At 26.4% G+C, this 15,055-nt stretch carries 12 protein-coding genes; all 12 read left to right on the top strand.

What is annotated here, in order from left to right; translation table 4 throughout:
• The 12 genes from AACL15_RS04460 to AACL15_RS04405 all read left to right on the top strand — a co-directional run bounded on the left by AACL15_RS04460 (position 1) and on the right by AACL15_RS04405 (position 15,034).
• Positions 1-966: a serine aminopeptidase domain-containing protein gene (locus tag AACL15_RS04460; protein WP_339033829.1), complete on the top strand. Its 966-nt coding sequence runs from the start codon at positions 1-3 to the stop codon at positions 964-966.
• 193 nt (positions 967-1,159) lie between these two features.
• Positions 1,160-2,293, top strand: coding sequence for a methionine adenosyltransferase (metK, locus tag AACL15_RS04455; RefSeq protein WP_339033827.1), 1,134 nt, complete (start codon positions 1,160-1,162; stop codon positions 2,291-2,293).
• A 1-nt stretch (position 2,294) separates the two neighbouring features.
• The gene (locus AACL15_RS04450) at positions 2,295-2,957 is read left to right on the top strand and encodes a copper homeostasis protein CutC (protein WP_339033825.1); all 663 of its coding nucleotides are present in this window, start codon (positions 2,295-2,297) and stop codon (positions 2,955-2,957) included.
• The gene (gene trmFO / locus AACL15_RS04445) at positions 2,957-4,246 is read left to right on the top strand and encodes a methylenetetrahydrofolate--tRNA-(uracil(54)-C(5))-methyltransferase (FADH(2)-oxidizing) TrmFO (RefSeq protein WP_339033822.1); all 1,290 of its coding nucleotides are present in this window, start codon (positions 2,957-2,959) and stop codon (positions 4,244-4,246) included. Before AACL15_RS04450 ends, trmFO begins: the two co-directional genes overlap by 1 nt.
• 35 nt (positions 4,247-4,281) lie before the next feature.
• Entirely contained in the window at positions 4,282-4,989 is a 708-nt protein-coding gene (locus AACL15_RS04440) for a hypothetical protein (RefSeq protein ID WP_339033821.1), read from the top strand.
• Between the two features lie 77 nt (positions 4,990-5,066).
• The gene (locus AACL15_RS04435; RefSeq protein ID WP_339033820.1) at positions 5,067-6,692 is read left to right on the top strand and encodes a biotin/lipoyl-binding protein; all 1,626 of its coding nucleotides are present in this window, start codon (positions 5,067-5,069) and stop codon (positions 6,690-6,692) included.
• A gap of 130 nt (positions 6,693-6,822) precedes the next feature.
• On the top strand, positions 6,823-7,782 hold the full coding sequence (locus AACL15_RS04430; protein ID WP_339033818.1) for a 3'-5' exoribonuclease YhaM family protein: 960 nt from the start codon (positions 6,823-6,825) through the stop codon (positions 7,780-7,782).
• A gap of 64 nt (positions 7,783-7,846) precedes the next feature.
• The gene (locus tag AACL15_RS04425) at positions 7,847-8,578 is read left to right on the top strand and encodes a hypothetical protein (protein WP_339033816.1); all 732 of its coding nucleotides are present in this window, start codon (positions 7,847-7,849) and stop codon (positions 8,576-8,578) included.
• 75 nt (positions 8,579-8,653) lie between these two features.
• Entirely contained in the window at positions 8,654-11,248 is a 2,595-nt protein-coding gene (locus AACL15_RS04420) for a glucose PTS transporter subunit IIA (protein ID WP_339033814.1), read from the top strand.
• 3 nt (positions 11,249-11,251) lie between these two features.
• Positions 11,252-12,193, top strand: a complete 942-nt coding sequence (locus tag AACL15_RS04415) for an ROK family protein (protein ID WP_339033812.1) — start codon at positions 11,252-11,254, stop codon at positions 12,191-12,193.
• On the top strand, positions 12,186-13,580 hold the full coding sequence (locus AACL15_RS04410) for a glycoside hydrolase family 1 protein (RefSeq protein WP_339033810.1): 1,395 nt from the start codon (positions 12,186-12,188) through the stop codon (positions 13,578-13,580). The genes AACL15_RS04415 and AACL15_RS04410 overlap by 8 nt, the downstream gene beginning before the upstream one ends.
• Positions 13,580-15,034: a glycoside hydrolase family 1 protein gene (locus AACL15_RS04405; RefSeq protein ID WP_339033809.1), complete on the top strand. Its 1,455-nt coding sequence runs from the start codon at positions 13,580-13,582 to the stop codon at positions 15,032-15,034. The genes AACL15_RS04410 and AACL15_RS04405 overlap by 1 nt, the downstream gene beginning before the upstream one ends.
• Positions 15,035-15,055 lie beyond the last annotated feature (21 nt).

Below are 15,055 nucleotides of genomic sequence, written 5' to 3'. Positions count from 1 at the left end.
ATGGAAATATGATTAGCTGTTTGAGAACTTCTTAGCATAATTGTTTATGTTATGATTGGGACTTTTATTTTTATTTTTATTTTGACTTTAATTGCAAGAATTGTTAAATTTAATAAAATTAAATTTAACTCAGCTCCAATTATAAAAAGTGAACTTGTAAAGAAAAAAATGTTTAAAACTACCTCAGGTTATGAACTTAGATGATTTGGAGAAATTGATCCAAAGAGTGAATTTATTATTATTGGTGTTCATGATATTTATAGAAATAGAAAAGATTTTGATAAATTAGAATCTTGATTAAGAAAAACTCAAAAAAATAAGTATTCTTTAGTATCTTATGATCAAAGAAACTGTGGAGAAAATGAAATTAATAATCATTTTAGTTTTGGCGCATCAATTTCTGACTTAGCAGAAATTATTGAAGTTATTAGTGTGGCAAATCCCAATGCTAAAATAGTACTTTTGGGGGAAGGATTTGGAGGTAGTATTTGTTCCTTTTTTTCAAAAGATAAGAGAGTATATAAAATTATCTCCTCTTCACTAAGATTAAATAATCCTTATAAAAAAAGATTTAACTTTTATTTAAAACTATGATGGGGAACACTTTTTAGAGCAAATACTAAACTTGTAGAACCAATTAATGGATTAGATTTTACTGATGAAAAAGAGTATGCAAAAAAATTGGAAGATGAAAATATAACAAAAAATTTATTAACTGTAACTGAATATTATCTATGAAAAAAAATTAATAAGAAGTCAATTAAAAATATTAATAGTTCAAAAATGAGTATTAGTATATTTCTTTCAAATAATGATTTTTATTGTGATTCAAAAAAAATAGCGAACTATCTATCAAAGTTAGATAAGGATAAATATGTTTTAGAAACAATTAAAGAAAAAAAGCATTATTTATTAAATACTAAAAAATCAGAAGATGTATTTGAATTAATTGTTAAAAATATATAAAAATTTGTTATTATTACTTTGTAAAACTTAAAATTATTCTTATTTGGAACTACTGAGAGAAAACAACTCGATGAGGTAGTAGCAACCTATTAAATTAGGTGCTGAAATTAAGGGGAAACCAACGATGAGATCTATTTAACTTCTCTTTTGTTGGAGAAGTTTTCATTTTTTTGAAGGAGAAGAGAAATAAAATATGAAAAAATTATTTACTAGTGAATCGGTTTCAGAGGGACATCCAGATAAAATTTGTGATCAAATAAGTGATGCGATATTGGATCAATGCTTAAAGCAGGATTCTAATTCAAAAGTAGCTTGTGAAACTTTTATTACAGAAAATTATTTATTAATTGGTGGAGAAATAACTACAAAGGCAATTGTTGATTATGCTGGGATTGCTAAGTGAGTTTTAAAAAGAGTTGGCTATAATGATGCTTATACAGGTATTGACCCAGAAAAATGTGAGATAGTAGTTAAAATTAATACACAATCTCCTGATATTGCAATGGGTGTTGAAAAAAAAGATATGGGAGCAGGAGATCAAGGAATTATGTTTGGTTATGCAAATAGTGAAACACAAACCTATATGCCATATTCAATACAAATAGCTCATGATTTAGTTCATTTGGCTTCAAAATTAAGAAAAAATGGAATTTTTAAATGGGCTCAACCAGATATGAAATCACAAGTAACAATTGATTATACTAATGAAAAAAACCCGAGAATTGATACAGTTTTAATGTCAATTCAACATGACAATGATTATAATCAAGAGACTTTTGAAAAGTTTATAAAAAATAATATTATGGATATCATTGCAAAACGATATAGATTAAATACAGATTTTAATGTTCTAATTAATCCAACAGGAAGATTTGTTATTGGTGGACCAAAGGGTGATACAGGACTTACTGGAAGAAAAATTATTGTAGATACTTACGGAGGATATTCTCGTCATGGAGGAGGAGCTTTCTCTGGAAAAGATCCAAGTAAAGTTGATAGAAGTGCTGCTTATATGTGTCGCTATGCCGCAAAAAATATTGTTGCTGCAAAATTGGCTGATAAAGTTGAAATTCAAGTAAGTTATGCAATTGGTAAACCAGACCCAGTTTCTATTTTTATAGAAACTTTTGGAACAAATAAAGTATCTATGGATGTTATTTATAGAGCTCTAAATGATAATTTTAATTTTAAAGTTAACTCAATTATCAATACATTAGATTTAAAATCACCAGTATATTTTAGAACAAGTAAATATGGTCATTTTGGAAAAAAAGAATTTAGTTGAGAAAAGTTAGATAAAGTAAGAGTTTTGGAGGAATATTTGTAAGATGCTATTAGAAGTTATTGGAAAAGATTTTAAAGATATTAGATTAATAAGTAATTCTAATGCAAGCAGAATTGAATTTTGTAATGATTTAAAAGTTGGGGGTTTAACTCCTGCTTTAGAAGATATTAAATATGCCTGTGATTTATCAAAATTACCAATAAATATTATTGTTAGAAATACAGCAAGAGATTTTTTTTATACTGAAAAAGAAAAAAAAGATATGATAGAACAAATTAAATTTATTAGAACAACAAAGGCAAATGGAATAGTTATCGGTGCTCTTAATAAGGACTTAACAATAGATGTTCAATTTATGAAACAAGTCATTAAACAAAAGGGAAATTTAGAAATAACATTTCATAAAGCATTTGATGAGGTAAAGGATTTTATTGAATCTTATCGATTGTTAAATGAACTTGGAATAGATAATGTTTTAACAAGTGGTGGTCATGATATAAAAAAAGGTAGAAAAATTATAAAAAAACTTGTGACTCTTAACTTAAATACAAAAGTATTAGTTGGTGGTGGAATTGATCAAAAAAACTTTTCTAGTTTTAAAAAATTATCTAAAAATATTCATGTTGGTTCTTGTGTAAGAAATAATAAAAGTTGAGATGAAAGCGTTAATGAAAAAAAAATTAATGAGTTATTGGAGATAAAGTAATGAAAGTAAATATAATTGGTGCTGGTTTAGCAGGTTGTGAAGCAGCTTGGCAATTAGCCGAAAAGGGTATTGAAGTTTATTTATATGAAAAGAAAAAAATTCAAAAAAATGAAATTCAAACATTAGAAACATTTGGAGAATTAGTTTGTTCAAATACTTTTAGAAGTTTATCAACTCAAAATGCTGTTGGTATTTTAAAAAAAGAACTTGAACTTTTAAGCTCCTTTATATTGGATTGTGCCTTTAAAACTCAGATTCCTTCTGATGATGCTCTTGCAGTAGATAGAAAAGCATTTTCAGATTTAGTTGATCAAAGAATAAGAAGTCATAAAAATATAAAGGTATTTGAAGAAGAATTTTTAGATTTAAATACACAAGAAATAGTTTTAATTGCAAGTGGTCCTTTATGTTCACAAGAATTTAAAATGCAGTTAGAAAAATTACTTGGAAAACAAAAGTTATTTTATCTAGATGCATCTGCTCCTATAATTGAAAAACAATCAATAGACTTCTCAAAAGTCTATTATAAATCAAGATATAAAAATGATAATAGTTATATTTGTATACCATTAAATGAAGAGGAATTTAGTATTTTTCATAATAAACTAGTAACTGCAAATACTGTTGATTTAAAAGATTTTGAACAAGAAATTTTTTTTAGAGGTTGTCAACCAATAGAACAGTTAGCTAAAAACTCTAAAAAGATACTATTAAAATCGGCTATGTCACCAAATGGACTAGAAAATGTTGATGGAGTGATGCCTTATTCAGCTGTACAATTAAGAAGAGATGATGCAATGGATAATTTGTATAATATGGTTGGTTTTCAAACAAATATTATTTGAAAAGAGCAAAAGCAAATTTTTTCATCTCTTCCAGGACTGGAAAAAGCAGTTTTTAGAAGATTTGGAGTTATGCATAAAAACAACTTTATAAATTCTCCCAAAATTCTTAATAACAAACTACAAATGATGCGAAAAAAGAATATATTCTTTGCAGGTCAAATTACAGGTGTAGAGGGATATATAGAATCATTTGCATCAGGCTTAGTTGCAAGTAGAGGAATTCTTAGTTATATTAATCAAAGTGAATTTATAGCATTTCCAGAAGATACAATTTTGGGTAGTTTGATAAGCTATATCACAAATCCAAAGCATAAAAAATTAAAACCAATGAAGTCAAATATGGGTTTAGTAAAGATTGAACCTATAATGAGTTTTAATTCTAAGGAAGAAAAAAATTCTTATATCTATAAAAATGCTTTAAATAAAATAAAGTCTTTTATTTAGTTAAAATTATAAAATAAATAAAACGGAGGTTTTGTTTGTATAGAGATAAAAGAGTATGAGCTGAAATAGGCTCAAAATTAGTATCAAGTCTTTCATATTACAATGATTTTAAAATATCAGAAGAAGAAATATTTGAATTAATTGCAAATGGAGAATATCTATTTGACGATTCAGAAGAAATCTATGGAAGAAACTTAATTAACCTATTAAAAATTTGAGAGATTATTAGAACTAAAATAGTTGAAACAAGAGAGAATTTTATAAATACTGCAAAACATAAATGAGCTTTTACTTGAGAAGATTACAAAGAAATTTATGTATTACTTGATGAAAATGAAAACTTTAAAGATATTTTTCAAAGTAAAGAGTTTATTAAAAAAAGAAGTGATGAAATGACCATTTTTTTTGAAAATGGTCTAATTGAAGAAAATGGTTTGGAATCTATTTTAGAAGATATTTTAATTACATATATTTATTTTGCAGTTCAAAGTACATTAAGTATAAAGGCTTCAATTTTTATGTATTTAATAATAAATGCAATGCTTTTATATAAAGACTTTGGACCTTTATTAGCGACATATAGAGGTGAAGTAAGCAATATTTTTGATTTAGTATCTAGACTAATAGTTCAATGCCAAAATTTACCAATTAAAAGTTATATAACAGCTCCTCTTTTTAGTGTATGTCTTTCAAGAATTATTGATTTATCTGAGAATAATAAAATATTCTTTGAGTCTATATAAAAAGCTACAATAGTTGGTCAAAGTAGTGTAAAATATTAATATAGTGTTTATTAGCACTTTAACTAAAGGGGTTCTTTATGGAAAAAATAAAATTTAAGAATGTCAAAAAATATAAAGGTATTGTAGAACAAGTATTAGTTAAAGAAGGCCAACCAGTCAAAAAAGATCAAATATTAGCAATAATATCAACACAACTTGAAAAATTCGATATACGTTCTACAACAGATGGAGTAATTAGAAACATTTATGTAATTGAATCATTAATTGTTTCACATGGAGATACTATATTTGATATATTCTCTTATAAAGAAATGAAAAATTTATTAAAAAAACCATCAAATATGAATGACACATTAAAAGATGGTTTAAGTGAATTTGGATACTTAGAAAAATTAATAAATGAATCAGAGGAAGAAGAATCTGAAGAACTAAAACCAAAAAAAGAAAAAATGCCAGAAGTTTTAGTTGAAAAGGATTTAGATATTCTTGATAATTTTGAAACTGAAAAGTATTTAAAAGATGAAATTATAGAAAGTGAATTTCAAATAGAAGAAGAATTTACTGAAGATCCAATTGCAGAAGCAAAAATTGAGTCTACTAATGTTCAAACAATTAAAACTGAAACTTCAACTTTTGAGATAAAAGAAAATCCAACAATTGTAACAGAAACTATTACTAAAAAAGTAGTTTATGAAAATTCTGAAAATTTTAAAGATAGTAATTTATTTTCAGATGAAATTTCAACTGTTTCTCAATCTGAAATTTTAGAGGAACTATCAAAAAATAATACTGAAGATAACTTGGAAGTAGTTGAAATAAAACAAAAACCAAAAAATACTAAGAAGCAAGAAACTATTGTTCAAGAATCTAACTCTGTATTTTTAAAGGAACTAGATTATGAAAGATTAGAGAAAGTTTTAAAAAATAGTGAAAAATTAAATAATAATTTTAAAGAAATTGAAAAAAAACTTTCTTCATTTATTGAAGAAACTAAAGAAACTAATAAAGATAATGAAAAAAACATTAATTCAATAGTGAAAAGAATAGATGAAAAATCGAAAAGTATTAATTCTAAGTTTGCAGAAGTTGAATTGAAAGCAATAGAAAATAGTAAGCTTGTATCAAATTCATTTGAAAAGAAAGTTATTGTAGATAAAACAAATATAGGTAGTTTTTCATTTAAGTTGGACATAACTGCTTTAATAAGTTTACAAACTTTAATGATTGAACCTTCAAAAGAGGAAAATGTTGATCTTGAACTTAATGCATTTTATGTAAAAGCTTTAAAAAGAGCTTTAACTAAATTTGAAGAATTAGATTCAAATCATTCGCTTATTAGATTAGTAAAAACTGATGGATATTCAGTAAATGATACAGTTGTAAAAGTAACTGAGGATTTAACTATTTTGGATATTTCAAAAGAAATACATAAAAATCAATTAGTAAAAGATAAAGAAGTTAAAGTGGCTATTTATGATATTTCAAATTTTGGATTAGATAATGCAAATTTTGGATTAACTAAAAATTCAATCTTATCAATTTACATTTCTTCAATATCAAGTTCATTTAAAGACGATGGAAATTTAACAAATTATGTAAAAATAAATTTTGCATTCAATCAAAATAGTTTAGAGCCGGAGGATGCAATTATGTTTGGTAAAGAATTTATAAGTATTCTAAAGAATCCCGGTTTTTTAATTTAATAATAGATAAACACTAAAAAATTAAACTAAAAAATATATTATACACAATTAATAAAAGTGTAGAATTTATTTTTTCCAATTTAAATAGTGTTTTTTTGTTAAAATTAATTTATCTTTGAGGAGTATAAAAATGATTAATGAAATTAATGCAGAAAGTAAAATAGTAACTTTAATAGCTAGAATAGAAAAAGCAATTTTATCAACAGGAAATAATGGAGCAAATTATTTAATTTTAAATTTAATTGATATGTCTGGAAGAATTGAAGCGAGACTTTGAAATTCTATTGAAAAAGATGTAGAAGAATTAAAAAGTGGTTTAATTGTAAAAATAGAAGCTGCAACCAATGTTTATAGACAACAATTACAATTAAAAGTCAATTCTTATGAAATTATTGAAGAAAAAGATTATAAAAAACATAAGATAAATGAAGAAATGTTTAGTATTAGTGCTCCAATAAATGTTGAATCACATTATGCAAAATTAATAGATTTTATAACAACTATTGATAATGAAACTTACAAAAAGATAACTTTAGAAATTTTAAAGCAGTATGAAGTTGAATTTAAAACTTTTCCAGCTGCTGTAAGTATTCATCATAATGTGGTAGGTGGTTTATTTTGACACAGTTACTCATTATTAATGGGAGCAAAAGCAATAAGAGAAGTATATAAATATGCAAATATTGATTGAGAATTAGTATATTGTGGAACAATCCTTCATGATATAGGCAAAGTACTTGAAATGGCAGGAAAAAATGCATCTGAATATACTGATATTGGTAAATTATTGGGTCATATATCTATAGGTAATACTTTTGTTTCAAATAAGGCTATAGAATTAGGATTAAAAGATAATGAGGATGTTTTAAAATTACAACATGTAATTTTAGCAAGTCATGGTAAAAATGAATATGGCTCTCCTGTAGAACCCTTACTTATTGAAGCAGTTATTATTTCTTCATTAGACTCATTAGACGCAAGAATTTATAAAATTAATGATGAATTATCAAAAGTGGAAAGGGATGCTTGATCATCAAGAATTCTTTCTGAGGATGGAAGAAGTTATTTAAATCATAATAAGAAAAAATAAATAGGCTTTAGTAAATAGTTAATGTTTTTTAGTATTTTACAATTAAGAGGTAAAAAGGATATTTATGAAATCTATATATGAAAAATTGGAAAACTTAACAAGAGAATATAAAAATACAACCGATAAGATTATCGCATTAAATATTATAAATACGATGCGTCAAAAAAAAATTTTAACTCAAAAGCAACTTGCAGATATTTGTTTTGTTTCCGAATCAAAAATTACAAAATTTATACAAAGTTTGGGTGAATCAAATTTTAAAACTTTTGCGTCTTCTTTAAAAAAAGAACATTTTTTATATGATTCAATTAATAAAATTAATTTTAAAAGTGATATAATTGTTTTAATTAAAATGTGGTGTGATAAAAATTCTGTTTTTATTAAAAATTTGGCAACAGCAATTAAAAATAATATTAATATTAATATTTATGCATCAGCGCAAACCTCTTGAATAGCTCAAGGAATTGGAGATTTTTTGATTGGTTATAATAAACGACCACTTATTCTTTCTAAGAATTTTGACATTTTTAATGAGCCTTTAGTTAATAATGAGGATATTAACATTATTCTTTTTTATGGGCGTGATAATTTTACTCTTAATTCATATTTAAGATTAATTAATACTAAAACAATAAAAGCTAATAATTTTGTAATTACTTCAGAAAAACAGTATGAGAAAGTTTTTTTAGAATCTGATAATAAATTAAAATTGGATTACTTAAAAAATAATGCTTCAAATGTGTATCGCAATTTAGCTTTGAATATTCTAATTTTAGAAATAGCAAAACAAATTTAATAAGATTAACTTTCCATTTTGGAAAGTTTTTATTTTATATTTATTCCTGGACTATCATTTATTTGAGGGGTAAATATGAGTATAAAAATTTATGCTCCCGTTGATTGTGAAGTTAGACAAATTAAAAAATGCTCTGATAATGCATTTGCAAACAAACTACTGGGAGATGGAATATTAATAATTCCAAAGGATAATTTATTTTTCTCACCATTTTCTCAAGCCACTGTAAAAATGATATTTGATACCAAACATGCTTATGGATTTGAGGTTGATGGATATAACGTTTTAATTCATTGTGGCTTAGATAGTATAAAACTAAATGGTAAGTACTTTGAAACTAATTTAGAAGTTAATCAAGAAGTTAATCTAGACACAAAAATATTCTCCGTAGAAATTAATAAATTAAGAAAACTAAATATCTCAAAAGAAACGCCAATAGTTTTCGAAGATCCAAATATAATTATTCCAGTATTTGAAGAAAAAATTTATAAAAAGGGAGAACTTATTTGTGAAATAAATACAGAAAGAATAGAAATTAAAGAAGAAGAGAATCTAGACCCTTATGTATTTTTTGCAACAGACAGTAAATATATTTCAGCAGCTCGTACAATTAACGAATTTGTGGGAACTATGGAGAATTATACAAGTGTTTATAATTGTATGACGCGTTTACGTTTTAAAATTAAGGACAAAAGTAAAGTTGATATAGAAAAGCTAAAACATAATAATAATGTTAAAGGCGTTGTTTGAAATAATGATGAACTTCAAGTTATTATTGGTCAAGATGTATATAAACTGAAAAATGCTTTTACTGAAATTAATCAGTCAGTTGATGTTAATTTTGAATTGAAGAAAAAATTAAAATCAAAAAAATCTTGATTTTTGCAAATGTTAAGTGCTATTATTGCAATTACTATTAGAGTTCTACCATTTTTAATTGGAGTAGGATTATTACAAGCTATGGTCTCAATCTTGCAGCAAACTGGGTGAATGCCAAGTATTACATTTGATCCTTCAAGTGCAAATGAAGAAACTATTTACTTATTAAATGCTCCAGTGATTTGAGCTATGTTATTTGTTATTGCTAGAACATCAATTGTAATGTTAGCAATATTATTTGCTTGAGCCGCATCAGATTATTTTAAACTCAGGCCAATCATTGGGTTAGGTATTGCTGTTATTTTATGTTCACCATATTTATTTGTGACTGGTGGTCCAAATGGGATGGGTGAATATATTGTAATGTTTAGATTTTGAGATCAGCCAATAGACAAAACGAGACCTATTACTTTATTTTTAAATCAACTATCAGAGGTTCGCTTAAATGGTATGAATACTAAACCTTTTGTAATCTTGCCAGCAATTATTTTAGCTAAAAAATTAGATGATAGCATTTTGGAGTGAATGCCTCCTTCTTTAGAATTGATGGGGCGACCATTTTTAATATTTTTAATAACATTACCTGTAACCTTTCTAATTTTTAGTCCTCTTTGAAATATATTTGAATCCATTTTAGCAATATCAGTTTTCTATATTAAAGCATTACCTTTTGGTTTAGGAATTGGTTTATATGTTGCATCCTGGCAGGTCGCCATTATTTTTGGACTACATAATGTATTATCCATTGTACAGTTCATTGATCATTTAGTTAATGGTGGACAGTCAGAAATTGGAGTAGCTGGGGGAATATCATTATTTGCACAGTTTGGAGCTTTAATAGCTGTTATATTAGTAACAAAAAATATTAAACTAAGAAATCAAGGTTTAGGATTGATATCTGCTGGTATTATTGGAATTACTGAGCCAATTTTATATCAAATTAACTTACCAAAACGACGACCCTTATATTCTGGATTAATAGCTGCCTTTGTCTTTGGAACAATATCGGGCATGCTAGGAGTAGCTCGTCGGGGTGGTTCTGGATTAGGAATCTTTGAATTAATTGGTTATTTCTCTGAACCAATGCTAGGTGGGTATTCTGAAATTTCACCTTTAGCAAATGGTTTGATGTATACTGGATGCTGTTTAGGTTCCTTTTTCTTAGCAGCAATAATTTGCTACTTCTGATTTAGAGAAAGAAAAACAGAAAAAGTCTTAATAAAGGAGACTACTAAAGATTTAGTTAAATTAATTGCTTTACAAGAAGGTAAAGCTACTAAGGAAATTAAAGTAGAACTTAAAAAAATAAATAAATTATTAAATAAATTTAATAATAAAAATATAAAAAATTATGAGATAAAGATTCAAAACTTAATTTTTATTAGAACAAAAATTGCTAAATTAATAAGTCAGCAGGAAAAAGTAAAAGAGAAAACCTTATTATTAGGTAAAAAATTAATGGCAGATAATAAAGTTGAACAAGCCAATAAATTAATTTCAAAATATAAAATCTCTAATAAAAAGTATGATGTATCAGAATGAAAAGAAAAATTAGAAGTAGCTCAAAAAGAAATTAATTTTGAGGCTTTGGATAAATTAATTTCAAATAATTTATCAACTCTATTAGCAATACTAAGAAAATTTGAAAAACAAATTGGTGCAGACAAAATAAGTCACATCAAAAATAATTACTACAATGCTTTAAATGCACTGCGTATTAACTATGAGTTAGATATTGAAAGAGATAACATTTTAGATTTTAAAAAAGAGTTTAGAAATTTAAGAGGATAGACTATGAAAAGATATACATTTGACATTGGAGGAATGGGAACAAAGTTTATTTTATTTGAAAATAAAAATAAAATAAGCTCTCAAATCATTAAATATAAAGAAGAAAAACAACCAGATAATGAGATTATATTTCAAACAAAATTAATTACAGTAATCAAAGAAATCACAAAAATATTAGATTTGGAAAAAGATGAATTTGAATTAGCCATTCTAATCCCTGGAGTCGTAGATTCAGTCAAAAAACAAGTTTTAAGTAATTCAGCTATTTGTGATGTCGATTTAAATTTGGTTAAAATTTTTTCTAAATATAAAAACTGTAAAAAATTTGTTCTTGAAAATGATGCACGTGCGGCTTTAATTGGAGAGTATTATCATAGAAGCAACTCAAAAATAAAGACTCAAGTTCATCTCACAATTGGAACTGGGCTTGGAGGAGCTTTAATTATAAATAATAGAGTTCATAAAGGAAATCTTCTTAGAGCTGGAGAATTTGGTAAAGGTTTTGCCAGTTTAGAAGTGGGCCAAGACCTTCCAATTGCAGCATATGGCGGTCTTGGATCAGTATTATTTAGATATAAGATGGCAATTAAGTCAAAAGAGTTTATTGATGGTGAAACAGCTTTTGCAATGTATGAAAAAAAAGACCCAATCATGATTACTTTGTTCGATAATTTAATTACAGCTCTAGCTAAACTAATAATTAATCTTGATTACATTCTTGATTACGACCTAATTACTTTAGGGGGAGGAATTAGCAATAACAAAAAGTTCATTGAGCTAATATTTGCTAAATTATTAGAAGCAGAAAGTTTTAATTATGAGGGAAGAATATTGTATCCTGATTTAATGGTGAAAAATAAAGTAGAAGTTGCAAAGTTAAAAAATGAAGCCGCTTGCTATGGTGGATTATATATATTAGAAAACGGAGATAAAATTTATGAATAAAATTAAAAAAGATTTCTTATGGGGAGCATCAACAAGTGCTTATCAAGTAGAAGGTTCAATTTCTGAAGGTGGTAAAGTAGCTTCTGTGATGGATGATATTCATAAGTCACCAGGATATTCAAAAGAGATTACTAACTTTCATGATGCAACTGGTCACTATAAAAATTGAAAAGAAGATATAAAACTCTTTGCAGAAATGGGAATGAAGTCATATCGCTTCTCAATTTCATGACCTAGGATTATGAAAAATATTAAAGGTGAAATAAATGAAGAGGGTATTAACTTTTATGATGAATTAATTAATGAGTTAATTAAATATAATATTGAGCCAATTGTAACAATATTTCACTTTGATTTTCCTAACTTTATTGATGAAGCAGGAGGATTAACTAGCAAGAGATTTGCAGATTTATTTGAAGATTACTGTAAGGTTTTATTTAAAGCTTATGGTAGCAAAATTAAATATTGATTAACAATTAATGAATTAAATATGTTTGCAATGGCTGCATCTGCAATTGGTTTAATGCCAAATGGCAAAAAACTTAATCGATGAGAGGTTATTCATATTTTAAATTTAGCCCAAGCTCGTGCTATAAATTTATGTCACAAGATGCTGCCTAAAGCAAAAATAGGTCCCGCACCAAATATCTCTTCAGTTTATTCAAATAGTTCAAAACCAATTGATTATACAGCAAAATTAAATATGGATATTGTTCGTAATTGAGTGTATTTAGATATTGTTTGCAAAGGATATTACAGTCCAGTATTTTTAGAGTTTATTAAAAAAATTAAAGAGGATTTTGTAATTGATCCAAAGGATATGGAAATAATTAAGCAAGCTAAACCTGATTTTATTGCCTTTAATTATTATGCCACTATGACTGTAGAGATGCCTAAATCTAATGAGATAAGTCAAGAAGCCAAAGATCAGCAAAAGGGTTTTACAATACCTGGTTTCACTTCTTCTGTTAAAAATAAAAACCTTGAAAAAACTCAGTTTGGTTGAGAAATTGACCCTCAAGGTTTTAAAAACACTTTACGTGAAGTATATGATAGATATAATCTTCCTATTATGATTACTGAAAATGGTTTAGGTGCCAAAGATATTTTAACTAAGCAAGGTGAGGTTCATGACACTTATCGTATAGAATATTACCAAAAACATATCTCAAAAATGTTGGAAGCAATTGAAGAAGGTGTAGATATAATTGGTTATATGCCTTGAAGTGCCATTGATTTAATTTCAACTCATGAGGGAGTTTCAAAACGTTATGGCTTTATTTATGTAAATCGTGATGAATTTGATCTAAAAGATATGAAACGTTATAAAAAAGATAGTTTTTACTGATACAAAGAATTAATTAAAACAAATGGAGGTTCAATATAATGAAATTCGAAAAAGAAGATTTTTTATGAGGAAGTGCAAGTTCAGCTGCACAAATTGAAGGGGCTTATCAAGTAGATGGTAAATCGTTAACTATTGCTGATTTAACACCATATATTGAGTTAAAAGATAAAAAGGACTTATCAAAAGTTCACTCTTTAACAAAGGAAGACTTTTTAAGAGGTTTAGATCCAAATAGCCCAGATACATACCCAAAGCGTTTAGGAAATGATTTTTATAATCGCTATAAAGAAGATATTAAGTTAATGAAAGATGCTGGTATGAAGATATATCGTTTATCAATCTCATGAGCACGTATTTATCCAAATGGAGATGAGTCAGTTCCAAATGAAGCAGGATTAGCATTTTATGAGCGTGTCTTTAAAGAATGTCGTGCTCAAGGAATGGAGATTATGGTAACTCTTAGTCACTTTGACTTTCCATATCCTATTTTAGAAAAGTATAATGGATTTTTAAATCGTGAGGTTATTAAGTTATTTGTTAAATATGCTAAAACTTTAATTGAGCGTTTTTCAAAATATGTTAAGTATTGATTACCATTTAATGAGTTAAATATTTCGTTAATTTATACTCACACTGGTTTAGGTTTCTTTACAGAAAGAGATAGCAACTATATGAATATTTTAAGAAAATCTTTTCAAGGACTGCATAATTTATTTATTGCCCAAGCAGAGATGATTAAGTTTGCTAAAAAATTCCCTGATATTAAAGTTGGTTGCATGGTATCTGATATGACAACATACTCATATGATTGCAATCCTATCAATGTATTTCATAATTTACAACAAGAACAAATTAGAAAATGATTTTTCTTTGATGTAATGACTCGTGGTGAGTACCCAGGATATGCAAAGCGTTTCTTTAAAGAAAATAAAATAGAGTTTGAAATTTTTGATGGTGATATGGAATTGTTAAAAAGTAATCCAATTGATTTTATTTCATTTAGTTATTATCAAACAAACACTGTATCAGTAACTGATAAGGTTAGTCAAACTGGAGGTAATTTAACTGTAGGGGGAGTTAATCCTTATTTAAAACAAACTCAGTGAGGATGACAAATAGACCCCATTGGTTTAAGATATGAATTAAATCAATTATGAGATCGATATCAATTACCTTTATTTATTTCAGAAAATGGAATTGGGGTAACTGAGACTTTAAATAAAAACAAAACAGTAGATGATGACTATAGAATTGATTACTTTAGAGAACATTTCATTCAAATTAATGAAGCAATTAAAGATGGTGTTAATGTTTTTGGTTATACGATGTGAACATCAATTGACTTAGTTAGTGGAGCTACAAGTGAGTTTAATAAGCGTTATGGAATAGTTTATGTGGACTATGATGACAAACATAATGGAACTGGTGATAGGTATTTAAAAAAATCATATCATTGGTTTAAAAAATTTATGGAAACTAAGGAATTAAAATAAAAGAAAAGAGAATTACAAATT

Source organism: Spiroplasma endosymbiont of Cantharis rufa (assembly GCF_964019665.1).
Lineage (GTDB): Bacteria > Bacillota_I > Bacilli_A > Mycoplasmatales > Mycoplasmataceae > Spiroplasma_A.
This window is presented reverse-complemented; position numbering and strand designations above follow the sequence as displayed.